Source organism: Microbacterium sp. ZW T5_56, assembly GCF_044987425.1.
Taxonomy (GTDB): Bacteria; Actinomycetota; Actinomycetes; order Actinomycetales; family Microbacteriaceae; genus Microbacterium.
On record NZ_JBJDRI010000009.1, the window covers coordinates 76,694 to 90,033 of the forward strand.

The window sequence follows — 13,340 nt, forward strand, 5'->3', positions numbered from 1 at the left end:
GTTCATCGTGCGCAATCGGCGGCCCTTCCCCGGGGAAGGGACTGATTGCGCACGATGAACCGGGACTAAGCCTCGAGCAGTGTCTCGCCGATGTAGCCCCCGGGTTCGCATCCGGGTGGGATGGCGAACACCGCGGATCCGATCGGTGTGGTCCACGTGTTCAGCAGATCCAGCTCATCGAGTCGGCGCTGCAGGGGAGTGAACTGCCGTGAGACGTCGGCCTGGAATGACCCGAACAGCAGTCCCGAGCGACTGATCGACGCGCCGGTCGGAGGTTCGTCATAGTTGTATGCCCGTCGGAGAATACGCTCGTCCGGGTTGTCGCTCCGAGCCCGACGAACGTGAGAGAAGTCCGCAATCACGGGGAAGCCGAGCGAGGTGGTGGCCTCGAAGTCCGGCTCGTCGTGTTCCTTCGTTCCCGTCAGCGGCGCACCGGAATCGAGGAATCGGCCCATCGACTGCTCGCGCCCCGACCGATCGACCTCATCCCACGTATCGAGGTTCATCTCGATACGTCGGAGCACGAAGCTCGTGCCTCCCGCCAGCCAGCCGTCGTCGATCCACACGAGGCGGTCGAAGTCAGCGGTGCCGGGGGTGAGGTTGCTGGTTCCGTCCACCTGCCCGAACAGATTGCGCATCGTGGTGCCGGAGGCTTCCGTCCCGCGCGAACGCCGGAACCCGGACTGGCTCCAGCGCACCGACGCGAACGATCGCGCATCCTTCAGCAGCATGCGCGTCGCGTGCGCCAGAGTGACCGCATCATCTGAAGCGACGATGATCAGCAGGTCGCCATCGCTGTACTCCGCCTGCAGCCGATCGATGCTGAACGCCGGAAGCGGAGCGAGCCAGTCCGGTGCCGCACCCGACGCGCGCGCGACGAACGCCGGACCGAATCCGAACGTCACTGTCAGCCGTGCGGGCGCGACGGTGAGCTCGGGCTCGGTGTCCGCCAGCGCTGCCCGACCCCCGGCGAGCCGGGCGGCATCGTCCGTGAGCACGCGCATGAGCCGGCGCAGGCCGTCGCGATCGACTTGCTCTCGCAGATCGAGCGCGACGAACGTCGCGTGGGCCTGTGCCGGGGTGTCGATGCCGGCCTGATGTTTCCCGTGGAACATCACCGTCTCGCCGCCGTGTACTCGCTCGGTGTCAGGGGCCGCCGCGGGTGCGGCGGGGCGGGCCATCAGCTGATCCGCCCCGATCGCGACCGCAGCTCCCACGCCGGCGACAGCCCCTCCGAGGAGAAACTGCCGCCGGCTCGCGAGGCGCCGACGTGGCGTCGGGGAGTGATCGCTCGCGGTCACGGCGTGGGGTCCGAGGTGTGCTCGCCGTGATCCATTCCGCTCATGCCGTCGCCGCTGTAGTTCTCGTTGGCGCCCGTGAAGTCCTTCACCGGCGCCTCGACCGTCAGCGTGGAGCCGTCGGTGAGCGCGAGAGTGATGGACACCTCGTCGCCCGCGACCAAGTCGGCGGTGAGGCCCATCAGCATGATGTGGTTGCCACCGGGCTCGAGGACGAGCGACCCGTGCGCTGGAACGGTGAATCCGCCGTCGATCGGACGCATCGTCATGTTTCCCGATGCGTCCATCACGGTCTCGTGCAGTTCGATCTCCGATGCGGCGGCAGCGCCCGAGAGAGTGACGACCGCCGACGAGACGGTGAGGTCCGTGTCGCCGTCGTTGGTGAGCGTGCCGAAGGCGGCGGTCATGTCGCCGGTCTTGGCGGACTTCGTCCACGCGTCGGTCAGGGTGAGAGGTGTCGCGGCCTGCGACGCGGAATCGGATGTGGTTGTGCCCGCGGGAGCGGTGCCGGCCGAGCCCGCGCAGCCGGCGAGGCTCAGGGAGAGGACGAGTGCGCTTGCCGCGATGAGAGCGGAGCGGGAGATGACGGTGTTCATGAGTGGGACTCTTCGTTCGTGGTGTCGGTGGTGTCGGTGGTGTCGGTGGTGTCGGTGGTGTGGGTGTTGTGGGTGTCGGTGGTGTGGGTGTTGTCTTGGGTGATGTCGTCGCGGTGTGAGCGGCGGTTGAGGACGAGGATCAGGACCAGCACGCCGACGGCGACAACCGCGCCACCGGCTCCGATCAGGACGGTGCGCAGCACGCCGGAATCGTCGCTCGCCGTGGAGGCATCGGTGCTTGACGTGGTGACTGCCTCACCGCTGTCGGTGGTCGTGCCAGCCTCGGAGTCGGGGGCCGCAGCGCCTTCGGTTGCGGTGGCACCTTCCCCCGCGGTGGCGCCTTCCCCCGCGGTGGTGTCTTCACCCGCGTGAGGGGTGGGCAGCGGTTCGGCGTCGCCGACGGTGAACGGGATGTACCCGCTGATCGGGTGACCATCGCTGGACACCACGCGCCAGCGCACCTGGTAGCCGCCCACGGGGAGCGTGCCGAGGGTAGCCGTGACGGTGGTGCCGTCTGCGACGGGTTCATCGACGAGGTGATCGGTGCCGTCGGCATCCACGACGGTCATCGCGAGACCGGTGTCCATGATGGCGGCCGAGAACTCGAGCGTGACGGCAGTGGGAGCTGAGTCATAACGCGTGTCTGCGGCGGGATCGGAAGAGACGAGCTGATCGTGCGCTGACGCGGCGGTGGGCAGGGCGAACACGGCGAGGAGCGCGAGCATCGTGCCGGTCACCGCCGTCCGCAGGACACGCCGGTCCGTGCGAGGTGTGGGAGAAGTGGACATGAGGGCCTTTCGGTCATGCCGGGCGAACCGGCGGAACAGGGTGCGCGCGAGCGCGATGTATGTGGTGTGGCGAGGTGGAGGCGGCTGTGTCGCTCGCCCTGAAGCCGGGCAGCGAGCGGGCTCACACCCGGGCGCTGCGCTCGGACGACGCGTTCCGCGTCATGACCTCGGTGGCGCGCTTCGTGTCGGTCACTCGCCCGACGAACGGGACGAAGTGACGAGTCGAGGCGCGTTCCGCGTCGACGTGACTCGACGGGTGGCGTACGTCCGAGCCGCAGGCGGTTCGCGTCCGACGCAGCGCCTGCTCCCGCGGAGGTTTCGCAATGAGCCGGAGCGCCGAGCGGCCGACGGTGAGCCCGCAGAAGCGTGAGTAGCGTCTCGGCTGAGGTCCTGCGTCGCGCTGCGCGGTTGTCGCGTGCCCTTCGTCTCGCTCGCGCGGTGGTTGAGCGAGCGAAACGAGACGAAGGGCGCTCTGGCACCGCGAAGCGAACGAAACTCCGTCAGCGACCCAGCGGGGACGCCTGCGTGTCACGTCCCCTGCAGGGACCTTTCGTCTCGCTGGCGCTCGCTCAGCAACCGGGGTCGAGTCACACGTATGTGTCAGTCGAGTCACACGTATGTGTGTCAAGACTGTGCAGGGTCCTTCGCCCACTGGCGCGGTTTTCGAGCAAGCGAAGCGAGACGACGCGCGCTCCAGGTACCGCGAAGCGAGCCGAAGTGCCCCCGGCAACCGACGCGGGCGTCAGAGGAAGCGTGTGCGCTCAGAGAACCGCGACGACGGCGGGTGGGCCGCGGCGACGGACGGCGCGCAGCAGGGGAGCCGGGCGCGGGGAGATTCGGCGCGGAGCCGGGATCGGCGTGCGCACGGGGAGTCGGACGACGATCGCGCCGAGGATCATGCGCACACGGCGAGCGGAGGCGGCAACGATCTCGCGTACCAGGGCCAGTGCGGATCGCACGGCGCTCTCACCCCGATGCAGGGCGGTGATGGTGAGTGCTGCCGCGATCGCGTGACCGAACCACATGGCGGCTGTCGTCGGCACGATCGTCATCGGTGACGATGCGGCCATCACGGCGGTGAGATCAGCCCCGTGCAGGTGACCGCCGATCATCGGGCCGGCACCCAGGACGAACAGCGCGTGGAAGATCGCCTGACTGATGACCACGGCGATGCTCAGTCGGATCGCGGACAGTCGTCGTCCGGCAAGCAGGATGCAGACTGCCGCGGAGAGCAGCAGCGGCACGATCAATCCTGTCGCGGCGGGCATGGTGCCGCCGGCAGCCACGTGGGAGACGAGCGCGGTGAAGGTCGCGATGGACGCCGCGGCGGAGCCGCGTGCGATCCGGGGGAGCGGCGACCGACGCATGAGTCCAGTCAATCAGGTTCTGCGCCGGGGTGAGAATCGGTCACCCGCCGGTGAAGGTGAGCCACAGCAGCACCACGTTCAGCGCGATCAGCGCTGCCGCCACCAGGAGACCGAGCGCACTGGTGATCACATGGTTGCGCCGCGCGCCCATGATGTCCGGGCGGGACGTGAGACGCACCAGCGGGATCACCGCGAACGGGATGCCGAAGGAGAGCACCACCTGGCTCAGCACCAGGGCGAACGTGGGGTCGATGTCGAGCCCCAGCACGATGATCGCCGGGATCAGGGTGACGGCACGACGCAGCAGCACCGGCACGTCCACCTTCAGCAGGCCGTGCATCACATCGGCTCCCGCGTACGCACCGACCGACGTGGATGCCAGCCCGGAGGCCAGGAGGCCGACCGCGAACAGGGTCGCGATCACCGGACCCATCGCCGTCGACAGCGCCGCGTGCGCGCCCTCGATCGTGTCGGTGCCCTCGACGCCCGCGAGGTGGGTCGCGGCCAGCAGCAGCATGCACAGGTTGACGCTGCCCGCGGCGATCATCGCGATCGAGACATCCCATCTGGTCGCCCGCAGGAGTCGTCCGACAGGCGGGCGCGTTCCGTCGTCGGCGCCGAATCGATCGCGCACCAGCGCCGAGTGCGCGTAGATCGCATGCGGCATGACGGTGGCGCCGAGAATCGATGCGGCCAGGAGCACGGATCCGCTTCCCTCGAATCGGGGGATGAGCCCCCCGACGACGTGGCCGGCGTCAGGCGGTGCGAGCAGCATCCCCGCGCTGAAGCCGATCGCGATGATCACGACCATCCCGATCATCACGCGCTGGAAGGGGCGGATGCCGCGCCGGGACGCGAGCAACAGGAGACCGAGCGAGACGACACCCGTGATCAGCCCACCGAGCACCAGCGGCACTCCGAACAGCAGGTGCAGCGCGACGGCACCGCCGATCACCTCCGCGATATCCGTAGCCATCACCACGAGTTCCGCCTGCAGCCAGTACGCGATTCGCGCGGGCCGGTTCCGCGCGCGCGCGCCGATCAGTTCGGCCAGGCTCTGACCCGTGACGATCCCGAGCTTCGCCGACAGGTACTGCACGAGCCATGCCATCAGGTTGGCGAGTACGACCACCCACACCAGCAGGAAGCCGAACTCGGCTCCCGCAGACATGTTGCTCGCGACGTTGCCGGGATCCAGATAGGCGATGCCGGCCACCAGCGCAGGGCCCAGGAGCCAGCCCGAGCGAGGGGCGCGAGTGGGAAGAGCATCGAGGGTTTTCGGCATACCTAAAACTCTACGACAGAAGTTTAGGCATGCCGAAAAATCTCGATCGCGCCACCGTGTCCTGTACGGTGCGAGCGGCCACCGAGACACGGACTAGCGTTGAGGGGTGAGCGAGGAGACCGCGGAGCGGAGCACGCACGGCGTGGGGCCCTGGACAGGCGAGTGGCCGACCGATCCCTGGTACGACCCCGATCTGCTGCGTGACGGCGACACTCGCAACGTCATCGATCGCTACCGGTACTGGAGCATGGCGGCCATCGTGGCGGACCTCGATGCGCGGCGTCATCCGTTCCACGTGGCGATCGAGAACTGGCAGCACGACATGAACATCGGCTCCATCGTGCGCAGCGCCAACGCCTTTCTCGCCGACACGGTGCACATCATCGGCCGGCGCCGCTGGAACCGTCGCGGCGCAATGGTCACCGACCGCTACCAGCACGTCGTTCACCACGACGATGTGGCCACGTTCCTGGCCTGGGCCCGCAGCGAGGCGCTTCCGGTGATCGCGGTCGACAACGTTGGTGACGCCCTCCCGGTGCATCGTGCAGACCTGCCGGAGGCGTGCGTGCTGCTGTTCGGGCAGGAGGGTCCCGGCCTGTCGCCGGAAGCCCTCGCCGGGGCCGACGGGTTCATCGAGATCACCCAGTACGGTTCGACACGATCCATCAACGCCAGCGCTGCCGCGGCCGTCGTCATGTACGAGTGGTGCCGCCGCTACGCCGACTGAGGCATCGGCTCCGCGCCTCGGTCGGTTCTGAGCGAGCGCAGCGAGACGAAGGCTGTGTCGACGCGCGACTCCCGCGCCCCGGCGGGGCAGACGCTGATCGCCGCCGGAACCGCGGGTCTAGCGTGCGACGGACTGCATCGCCACGCCGGCTTCCGCGCTCGCCGACATCGTCACCGTGGTGGTCCTCCCACCGGCGACGTCGATGCTCAGCACCGTGGCTTCGGGGTCGAGGTTGGGTGAGCACGTCAGCGACTCGGGAGCGGCCGCGGAACCGGCGGTCGCGACCACGACCGTGACGGTCGCCGCACCGAATCCTGTGCAGGCGATGTCGATGCGTGCGTCGGTGTCGCCGGAGACGTCCGCCTCCTCATCGTGCCCGGGCGCGATGACCTCGTCCTTGCGCCACAACGGCGTCTCGCTGCCGAAAACCTGAGCGGACCAGTACGACAGGTCGATCTGATCCAGCGAGGGGGGAGCGGTGGCTGTCATCAGGGGATCCGGGGTCGGGACCCGCGTGCTGGTGGTCTGCGCGCTGTCATCGGCGGCTCCGGTCGCGGTGCACCCGACGATGCCGAGCGCGACGAGCATGAGAGCTGCGGAGACGAGGGGGCGGCGCATGCAGCCACGCTAACCCGACCCGGCGTGCGAACTCCGCCGACCCGCCCCGTGGGTCCGACGGGCATCGATGAAAGTCGTAAAACGCTCCTCTGCGCTGCTTCCGCGATGCCCTTTCAGCTTTCAGCAGGAGTCGCACGGGCGTGCGGGCGTGCGGGATCAGGCCGGGGGGTTCATCCACTGCGTGCCGCGGATGCGCCAGCCGAGGGTCAGCAGCCGCGCGATCATGTACACGCCGAAGAAGCACACCGACACCCACGCCAGCCCGGCGGCGTCGGCCGGATTCGTCACGCCGACGAGCACGAGCGCCGGCACCATCGGCACCAGGTTCAGCGCACCGGCGACGGCGAGATAGCGGACATCGCCCGCGCCGATGAGGATTCCGTCGAGCACGAACACGATCGCGCAGATCGGCTGCGCGACAGCCAACACGATGAGCGCGGGCTGGATGAGGGAGGCGAGAGTCGGGTCGCCCGTGAAGAGCAGACCGATCACGCCCGACAATGCGCCGATGAGGACCCCCACGATCACACCGAACCAGAGTCCCCAGCCGAGCAGTCGGCGCAGGACCGCCTGGGTGGCGCGGCGATCTCCCACCCCGAGCTGCTTGCCGACGAGCGCCTGCGCCGCGATGGCGAGCGCGTCGAGAGCGAACGCCGCCGTCGAGAAGATGGTGAAGACCACCTGATAGCCGGCCAGTTCGTCGGTGCCGATTCCCGTGACGACAGCCACCGTCGCCAGCAGAGCGGCCCGCAGACTCAGGCTGCGCAGCAACAACCAGCCGCCCGAACGTGCCGATCCGCGCACGCCGTCGCGCTGCGGGCGTCGTGAGGCGCCGTGCTGCTGCGCCAGACGCGCCGCGATCAGCACATATGCCACCACCATGCTCCACTGCGCCACGACGGTGCCGAAGGCCGAGCCCCCGATCCCCCAGCCGAAACCGTAGATGAACAGGAGATTCAGCAGAGCGTTCAACGCGAATCCGCCGCCGGCGATCCACAGCGTGATGAGCGTGTTCTGCATGCCGCGCAGGAGGCCGGTGGCGGCGAACACGATGAGCATCGCCGGAAGCCCCCACATCGAGATGCCGAGGTACTGCTCAGCCTGATGGGCCACCGCTTCTGTCGGCCCGAACAGCTGAACCAGGAACGGGGTGGCGCCATAACCGATCAGCGCGAGGATCGCGCCCAGACCGAGGGCCAGCCACATGCCGTCGATGCCGACCGACACCGCCGATCGCATGTCTCCGGTGCCGAAGCGGCGGGCGACCGCGGGCGTCGTGGAGTACGCCAGGAAGACCATGAGCCCCACGATCGTCTGCAGCACAGCCGAGGCGATGCCGAGCCCCGCGAGCGGCGTCGTGCCGAGATGGCCGACGAGAGCGGAGTCGACGATGAGGAACATCGGCTCGGCGATGAGGGCGCCGAGTGCGGGCAGCGCGAGTCGCAGGATATCGCGATTGAGGGTGTCTGCCACGGGTCCACCCTATTCGCGCAGGCTGGCGTGACGCGCCTCGCGGGAAAGCGAGACACTTGCCCTGACCGGGGCGATGTCGCCACCCGCCTCGGTGTCGCCGTCGACCATCGCGAACAGACCGTGACAGCGCCACCTCCTCGCGGCGGAGTCCCGGCACCCGGCGGTTGCCGGGACACCGCCGCAGGCGGGCAGCCCGGCTCGCGGAAGTGACATGCGCTGGCAACCCCGGTTCTCCTTCGGAGCACAGATCGGATGCAATGGTGCTTCACAGCCGCGATGTCGGACGTGGCACATATCCTTATCGACATGACGGAAAACCTGCGCTCTGGATTGCTCTCGGAAGACTTCTCCCCCACCATCCGGCCGCAGGATGACCTATACCGATTCGTCAACGGAACGTGGCTCGATCGCACCGAGATCCCCGCCGACAAGGCGCGCTGGGGATCCTTCATGCTGCTGGCCGAGGCTGCCGAGACGCACGTCCGCGAGATCGTCGAAGAGTCGCAGCAGGCAGAGCCCGGCACCACCGCGCGAAAGGTCGGCGACATCTACGCCTCCTTCATGGATGAGGCCGCGATCGAGGCCGCCGGAAGCGCCCCCGTTCAGGCGCAGTTCGCCCGCGTCGATGCGGTCACCGATGTCACGTCGCTGCTGAGTCTGCTCGGCACGCTGGATCGCGAGGGTGTCGCGTCACTGCTCGGCCTGTTCGTCGAGCCGGACCCCGGAAACCCGGAGCGCTACGTCCCGTTCCTGGTGCAGTCCGGCATCTCCCTACCGGATGAGAGCTACTACCGCCTGGAGAACTTCGCCGAGGTGCGCGATCAGTACCGCGCGCATGTCGCCGCGATGCTCCGCCTCGCGGGCGTGACGGACGCGGACGCGCAGGCCGATCGCGTGTTCGCGCTGGAGACCGAGATCGCTGCGCACCACTGGGACAACGTCCGAAGCCGGGACGCTGTGGCCACGTACAACCTGCGTACCTGGGATGAGCTGCAGCAGGCCGTGGGCGTTGACCTCTCACCGTGGCGCGATGCCGTGGCCGTGGCTCAGCCCGACGCCTTCGCCGAAGTGGTGCTCTACCAGCCGAGCTTTGCCGAATCTCTCGGATCCCTGCTCGTGGCCGAGCGCCTGGACGACTGGCGCGCGTGGCTGCGCTGGCGCCTCGTGCACGCGGCGGCCCCGTATCTGGGCAGCGCGTTCGTCGATGAGAACTTCGCTTTCTACGGCACCGCACTCACGGGTGTTCCGGAGATCCGCGCCCGCTGGAAGCGCGGCGTCTCGCTGGCCGAGGGCGCCCTGGGCGACGCGATCGGCAAGGTCTACGTCGAGCGTCACTTCCCGCCGGCCGCGAAGGCGCAGATGGACACGCTGGTCGCCAACCTCATCGAGGCCTACCGACAGAGCATCGAGACGCTGGACTGGATGGGTCCCGAGACCCGTGCGAAGGCTCTCGACAAGCTCTCGAAGTTCACCCCGAAGATCGGCTACCCCGACGTCTGGCGTGAGTTCGATGGGCTGGAGATCGCCGCGGACGATCTGCTGGGCAACGTGCTGCGCTCGAACCAGTTCGAGCATGACCGCCAGGTGCGCCGGGTGGGACAGCCCATCGATCGTGATGAGTGGCTGATGACGCCCCAGACGGTCAACGCGTACTACAACCCGCTGATGAACGAGATCGTGTTCCCTGCGGCTATCCTGCAGTTCCCGTTCTTCGAGCTGGATCGCGATGCGGCGGCGAACTACGGCGGGATCGGCGCCGTGATCGGGCACGAGATCGGACACGGCTTCGACGACCAGGGCAGCCGCTTCGACGGCGATGGGAAGCTCGAGGACTGGTGGACCGACGCGGATCGTGCGGCGTTCGAGGAGCGCACGGCGTCCCTCATCGCGCAGTACGACCAGCTCACCCCGCAGGGACTCGGCGAGGAGCACCACGTCAACGGCGCGCTCACCATCGGCGAGAACATCGGCGACCTCGGCGGCCTGGGCATCGCGTTGCGGGCGTACGAGCTTTCGCTGGAGGGTGCGGAGGCACCGGTGATCGACGGGTACACCGGCGTTCAGCGGCTGCTGCTGTCGTGGGGTCAGGTGTGGCAGCTCAAGATCCGCGAGGCTGAGGCTGTCCGTCTACTGACGGTCGACCCGCACTCCCCGAACGAGTTCCGCTGCAACCAGATCCTCCGAAACGTCGACGCGTTCTACGACGCGTTCGAGGTGACCGAGAAGGACGAGCTCTTCCTGCCGGCCGACGAGCGTGTCACCATCTGGTGACCGTTCGGCCATGAGCCGGACGAGAAGGCAGCAGCGGATGATCGAGGCCGCGGGTTCGGGCGACGACGCGGGTGAGGTGCGCCCCACCCGTCGCTCGAGCCGCGCCTCGCAGCCTGCGCCGGTTTCGCGCCGACGCGGCGGGCCCACGAAGCGCTCCTTCGATTCCACGCTCGCGGCGCTCAGCGACCTGGCGCGCGCCGGTGCCCGGGTTTCGGCGCATGTGTGTGACCTTGACAACGACATGGTCGTGTTCGCCGGCGACGACTTCGTGTCGCTGCCGGTAGCTGACGTCGGTTCCGTGGCCATCCTCGTCGAGGTGGCGGCCGCCTTCCAGGACGGTCGGCTCGATCCGGCCACGACGGTCGCGCGTTCCACGCTCAGCGGTTCAGTTTCTCGTGGGCTCTGGGCACACCTGCGCGCGGACGAGCTGTCGCTGTCCGATCTCGCGGTGCTGTCCGCGGCGGTGGGCGATCAGGCAGCTACGAACGCGCTGCTCGCGCAGGTGGGGCTGTCTGCCGTCAGTTCTCGGCTGGAGAAGCTGGGCCTCGCCCATCTCGCCGTGCTCGATGAGCATCGTGACACCCGTGGTCCTGACGACGCCCCCCAGTTCGCGCTCGGCACCACGCGCGAGCTCGCCGAGCTGATGACCCTCATCGTCAACGGTGCCGCGGTGGATGCCGCCGTCAGCGCGCAGGTGGGCGAGTGGCTGAACCTGGCCACCGACCTCAGCATGGTGGGCGCGGCCACGGGGCTCGATCCCTATGACCACGAAGACGACAAGCATCGCCTGCTGTTCGTCAACAAGACGGGTCGTGCCGAAGGTGTGCGCAGCGAAGCCGGTGTGCTCGCCGGTCCGCGTGCGGGCGTCGCGTATGCGGTCACCGTGGCGTTCGACGATCTGTCATCGGCGCATCGCCTGCAGGTGGCGGAGGCGCTGCGGATTCTCGGGCTTGAACTGATGGAGTACGTGCACTGAGGTTGGGCACCGTTCCGCCTACGATGTGCACATGATCCCCGACGACTGGACCGAGCACCGACGCGCGGAAGACCGCGAGCTGCTCGGCTGGATCCGCCCCGAAGGTGACGCCTGGGTGGCGGTGAACCTGCTGGGGCGCGAGGTTCCGGGCGTCGTCGACTGGCTCGACGCCGAGGCATCGTTAGACGCGATCGGGCTGAGCTGGCTCGCGGACAAATGGGTGCTGGATCGTGAGGACGGTCGCGCCTGGGCGGTGCGGCTGGTGGAGGTCGCCCCCGAACGCATCGTGGTGAAGACGGACGACTTCGGTGCCATCGACGCGTCGGTCGAGGTGATCGTGCTGGAGTGGCCGGCACCGCGGACGCTGCGGCATCCGGAGCCGGGCGAGCACGCCGTCAGCCCCTGGGGCTGAGGCGCGGGGCTCCGGATGCCGCAGCGTCCGCGGAGCGCGTGCGCGGGGTGCGGGGTGCTGGCGTGGAGTGCGGGGCGTGGCGCGTGGTGCCTGGCGCGTGGCGCGTGGCGCGGAGTGCTGGGTGCGTGGTGCGTGCGGCGAGAGCGTTGTGCGCACCGGTCTTGAGTTACTTCTGCCGCTCGCCTGAGCCAGGCGAGCACGGGCGAGCCTCCGGCGCCGGGGCCGACGCTCGCCGGGATGAGCGTCAGCGGGCCGGGGCCGCGGTGGAGGAGCGGACGATCAGCGTGGGCTCCGTGATGTCGAAGTCCTGCGCGTCGGGGTCGCCGCCTTCGATCTTGGTGATCACTCGCAGTGCGGCGTCGCGGCCGACGGATCGGAAGGGCTGGCGCACGGTGGTGAGAGCGGGGGAGGCGTAGGCTGCGAGGTCGATGTCATCGACGCTCACCACGGAGACGTCATCGGGCACCATTCGCCCGGCCTCGTGGAGTGCACGGATCACACCGAAAGCCATCTCGTCGCTGGCCACGAAGACGGCCGTGGCCTCCAGGATGCCTGCGAGCGCCTGCCCTGCCCGGTACCCCGACTCCGGCGTCCAGTCTCCGGAGATCGTCGGCGGCGGTGTGATCCCGCGTTCGTTGAGCACGCGCGCCCACCCGTCGCGACGCTTGTGGGTCTCCGCCCAGCCCTCGTCGCCGCTGATGTGCCAGACGTTGTCGTGGCCGAGATTCAGCAGGTGCTCCGTCGCGAGGCGGGCGATGAGCTCTTGGTCAACCACTCCCGCGCGCCGATCCCCGCGCTCTGTGGGGGTGCGGGCAAGGCGCTGCTGCATGGCTTCGTCTTCGAACTCGAACGGGGCCACCAGGATGATGCCCTCGGCCCCCTGCCGTTCGAGGCGGTCGAAAGCGTCGATGAATGCCGCGATCGGGGCGTGCTTGGCGACGGCGGTGGTGGTCACCGTGTAGCCACGATGGGTGGCGACATCCTCGATGCCGGCGCTGATCACCGCCGACGAATACTGCACGTTGGAGACGACGATCACGCCGAGCATGCGGGTGCGCCCCGTCGCGAGCGCGGCCGCTGCGCCGTGAACGCGGTAACCGAGCTCATCCACGGCGGCGAGCACTCGCTGGGCGGTCTCGGGTCGCACGGTGTCTTGTCCGGACATCACGCGTGACACGGTCTGCGCCGAGACCCCGGCGCGCCGCGCGACGTCCACCTGGTTCGGGGCGCGATCGGGCGACGGTCTTCGCGGCATGTCCCCATGGTAGGCCTCGCGCGCCTTGCATGCGGGGTGATCTCAGCGATAATGTGAGCGCAAACATTGCGGAATCGCATTACTCGGTTGCGGAGCGAGCGGAGCGAGACGAAGTGCCGTCACACCCACCGAGGTTCGCGCTCGCCGAGCCCGCCACGCGCATCGCGAGGACCTTTCGTCTCGCTGGCACTGGCACTGACGCTGACGCTGACGCTGACGCTCTCGCTGACGCTGACGCTGACGCTGACGCTGACACTGGCACTGGCACTGGCAC

13 protein-coding genes are annotated in these 13,340 nt (G+C 68.7%); 5 read left to right on the forward strand and 8 right to left on the reverse strand.

The window, feature by feature from the left end; translation table 11 throughout:
* Nucleotides 1-65: 65 nt before the first annotated feature.
* Genes ACI3KU_RS06285 through ACI3KU_RS06295 form a run of 3 tightly spaced genes read right to left on the reverse strand, consistent with a single transcriptional unit; the run spans nt 66 to nt 2,682 of the window.
* Nucleotides 66-1,301 (reverse strand): Dyp-type peroxidase, encoded by a 1,236-nt coding sequence (locus ACI3KU_RS06285; RefSeq protein ID WP_404921442.1) that lies wholly within the window; start codon nt 1,299-1,301, stop codon nt 66-68.
* Nucleotides 1,298-1,894 (reverse strand): copper chaperone PCu(A)C, encoded by a 597-nt coding sequence (locus tag ACI3KU_RS06290; protein WP_404921443.1) that lies wholly within the window; start codon nt 1,892-1,894, stop codon nt 1,298-1,300. Before ACI3KU_RS06290 ends, ACI3KU_RS06285 begins: the two co-directional genes overlap by 4 nt.
* Complete coding sequence (locus ACI3KU_RS06295) at nt 1,891-2,682, reverse strand: copper resistance protein CopC (protein WP_404921444.1); 792 nt, start codon at nt 2,680-2,682, stop codon at nt 1,891-1,893. The genes ACI3KU_RS06290 and ACI3KU_RS06295 overlap by 4 nt, the downstream gene beginning before the upstream one ends.
* 86 nt (nt 2,683-2,768) lie before the next feature.
* Between ACI3KU_RS06295 and ACI3KU_RS06300 the strand changes: the two genes are divergently transcribed.
* Nucleotides 2,769-2,900, forward strand: coding sequence for a hypothetical protein (locus ACI3KU_RS06300; RefSeq protein ID WP_404921445.1), 132 nt, complete (start codon nt 2,769-2,771; stop codon nt 2,898-2,900).
* 543 nt (nt 2,901-3,443) lie between these two features.
* Here ACI3KU_RS06300 and ACI3KU_RS06305 read toward each other — a convergent pair.
* Together ACI3KU_RS06305 and ACI3KU_RS06310 are read right to left on the reverse strand one after the other, a co-directional pair.
* Nucleotides 3,444-4,049, reverse strand: a complete 606-nt coding sequence (locus tag ACI3KU_RS06305) for a hypothetical protein (RefSeq protein ID WP_404921446.1) — start codon at nt 4,047-4,049, stop codon at nt 3,444-3,446.
* Nucleotides 4,050-4,089: 40 nt separating this feature from the next.
* Nucleotides 4,090-5,334, reverse strand: a complete 1,245-nt coding sequence (locus ACI3KU_RS06310; protein WP_404921447.1) for an Nramp family divalent metal transporter — start codon at nt 5,332-5,334, stop codon at nt 4,090-4,092.
* Between the two features lie 106 nt (nt 5,335-5,440).
* Here ACI3KU_RS06310 and ACI3KU_RS06315 point away from each other — a divergent pair, with 106 nt between their 5' ends.
* Nucleotides 5,441-6,061, forward strand: a complete 621-nt coding sequence (locus tag ACI3KU_RS06315) for a TrmH family RNA methyltransferase (RefSeq protein ID WP_404921448.1) — start codon at nt 5,441-5,443, stop codon at nt 6,059-6,061.
* A gap of 117 nt (nt 6,062-6,178) precedes the next feature.
* Here ACI3KU_RS06315 and ACI3KU_RS06320 read toward each other — a convergent pair whose 3' ends face one another.
* Together ACI3KU_RS06320 and ACI3KU_RS06325 are read right to left on the reverse strand one after the other, a co-directional pair.
* The gene (locus tag ACI3KU_RS06320; protein WP_404921449.1) at nt 6,179-6,679 is read right to left on the reverse strand and encodes a hypothetical protein; all 501 of its coding nucleotides are present in this window, start codon (nt 6,677-6,679) and stop codon (nt 6,179-6,181) included.
* A 156-nt stretch (nt 6,680-6,835) separates the two neighbouring features.
* The gene (locus tag ACI3KU_RS06325; protein ID WP_404921450.1) at nt 6,836-8,152 is read right to left on the reverse strand and encodes an MATE family efflux transporter; all 1,317 of its coding nucleotides are present in this window, start codon (nt 8,150-8,152) and stop codon (nt 6,836-6,838) included.
* A gap of 306 nt (nt 8,153-8,458) precedes the next feature.
* Here ACI3KU_RS06325 and ACI3KU_RS06330 point away from each other — a divergent pair, with 306 nt between their 5' ends.
* Genes ACI3KU_RS06330 through ACI3KU_RS06340 form a run of 3 tightly spaced genes read left to right on the forward strand, consistent with a single transcriptional unit; the run spans nt 8,459 to nt 11,811 of the window.
* A complete protein-coding gene (locus tag ACI3KU_RS06330) occupies nt 8,459-10,423 on the forward strand; it encodes a M13 family metallopeptidase (protein ID WP_404921451.1) in 1,965 nt (654 codons plus the stop codon).
* Nucleotides 10,424-10,433: 10 nt separating this feature from the next.
* The gene (locus ACI3KU_RS06335; RefSeq protein ID WP_404921452.1) at nt 10,434-11,399 is read left to right on the forward strand and encodes a serine hydrolase; all 966 of its coding nucleotides are present in this window, start codon (nt 10,434-10,436) and stop codon (nt 11,397-11,399) included.
* Between the two features lie 31 nt (nt 11,400-11,430).
* Nucleotides 11,431-11,811, forward strand: coding sequence for a hypothetical protein (locus ACI3KU_RS06340; RefSeq protein ID WP_404921453.1), 381 nt, complete (start codon nt 11,431-11,433; stop codon nt 11,809-11,811).
* A gap of 244 nt (nt 11,812-12,055) precedes the next feature.
* On the opposite strand, the gene ACI3KU_RS06345 is transcribed toward ACI3KU_RS06340, so the two are convergent.
* Nucleotides 12,056-13,066: a LacI family DNA-binding transcriptional regulator gene (locus tag ACI3KU_RS06345; RefSeq protein WP_404921454.1), complete on the reverse strand. Its 1,011-nt coding sequence runs from the start codon at nt 13,064-13,066 to the stop codon at nt 12,056-12,058.
* Nucleotides 13,067-13,340: the final 274 nt, after the last annotated feature.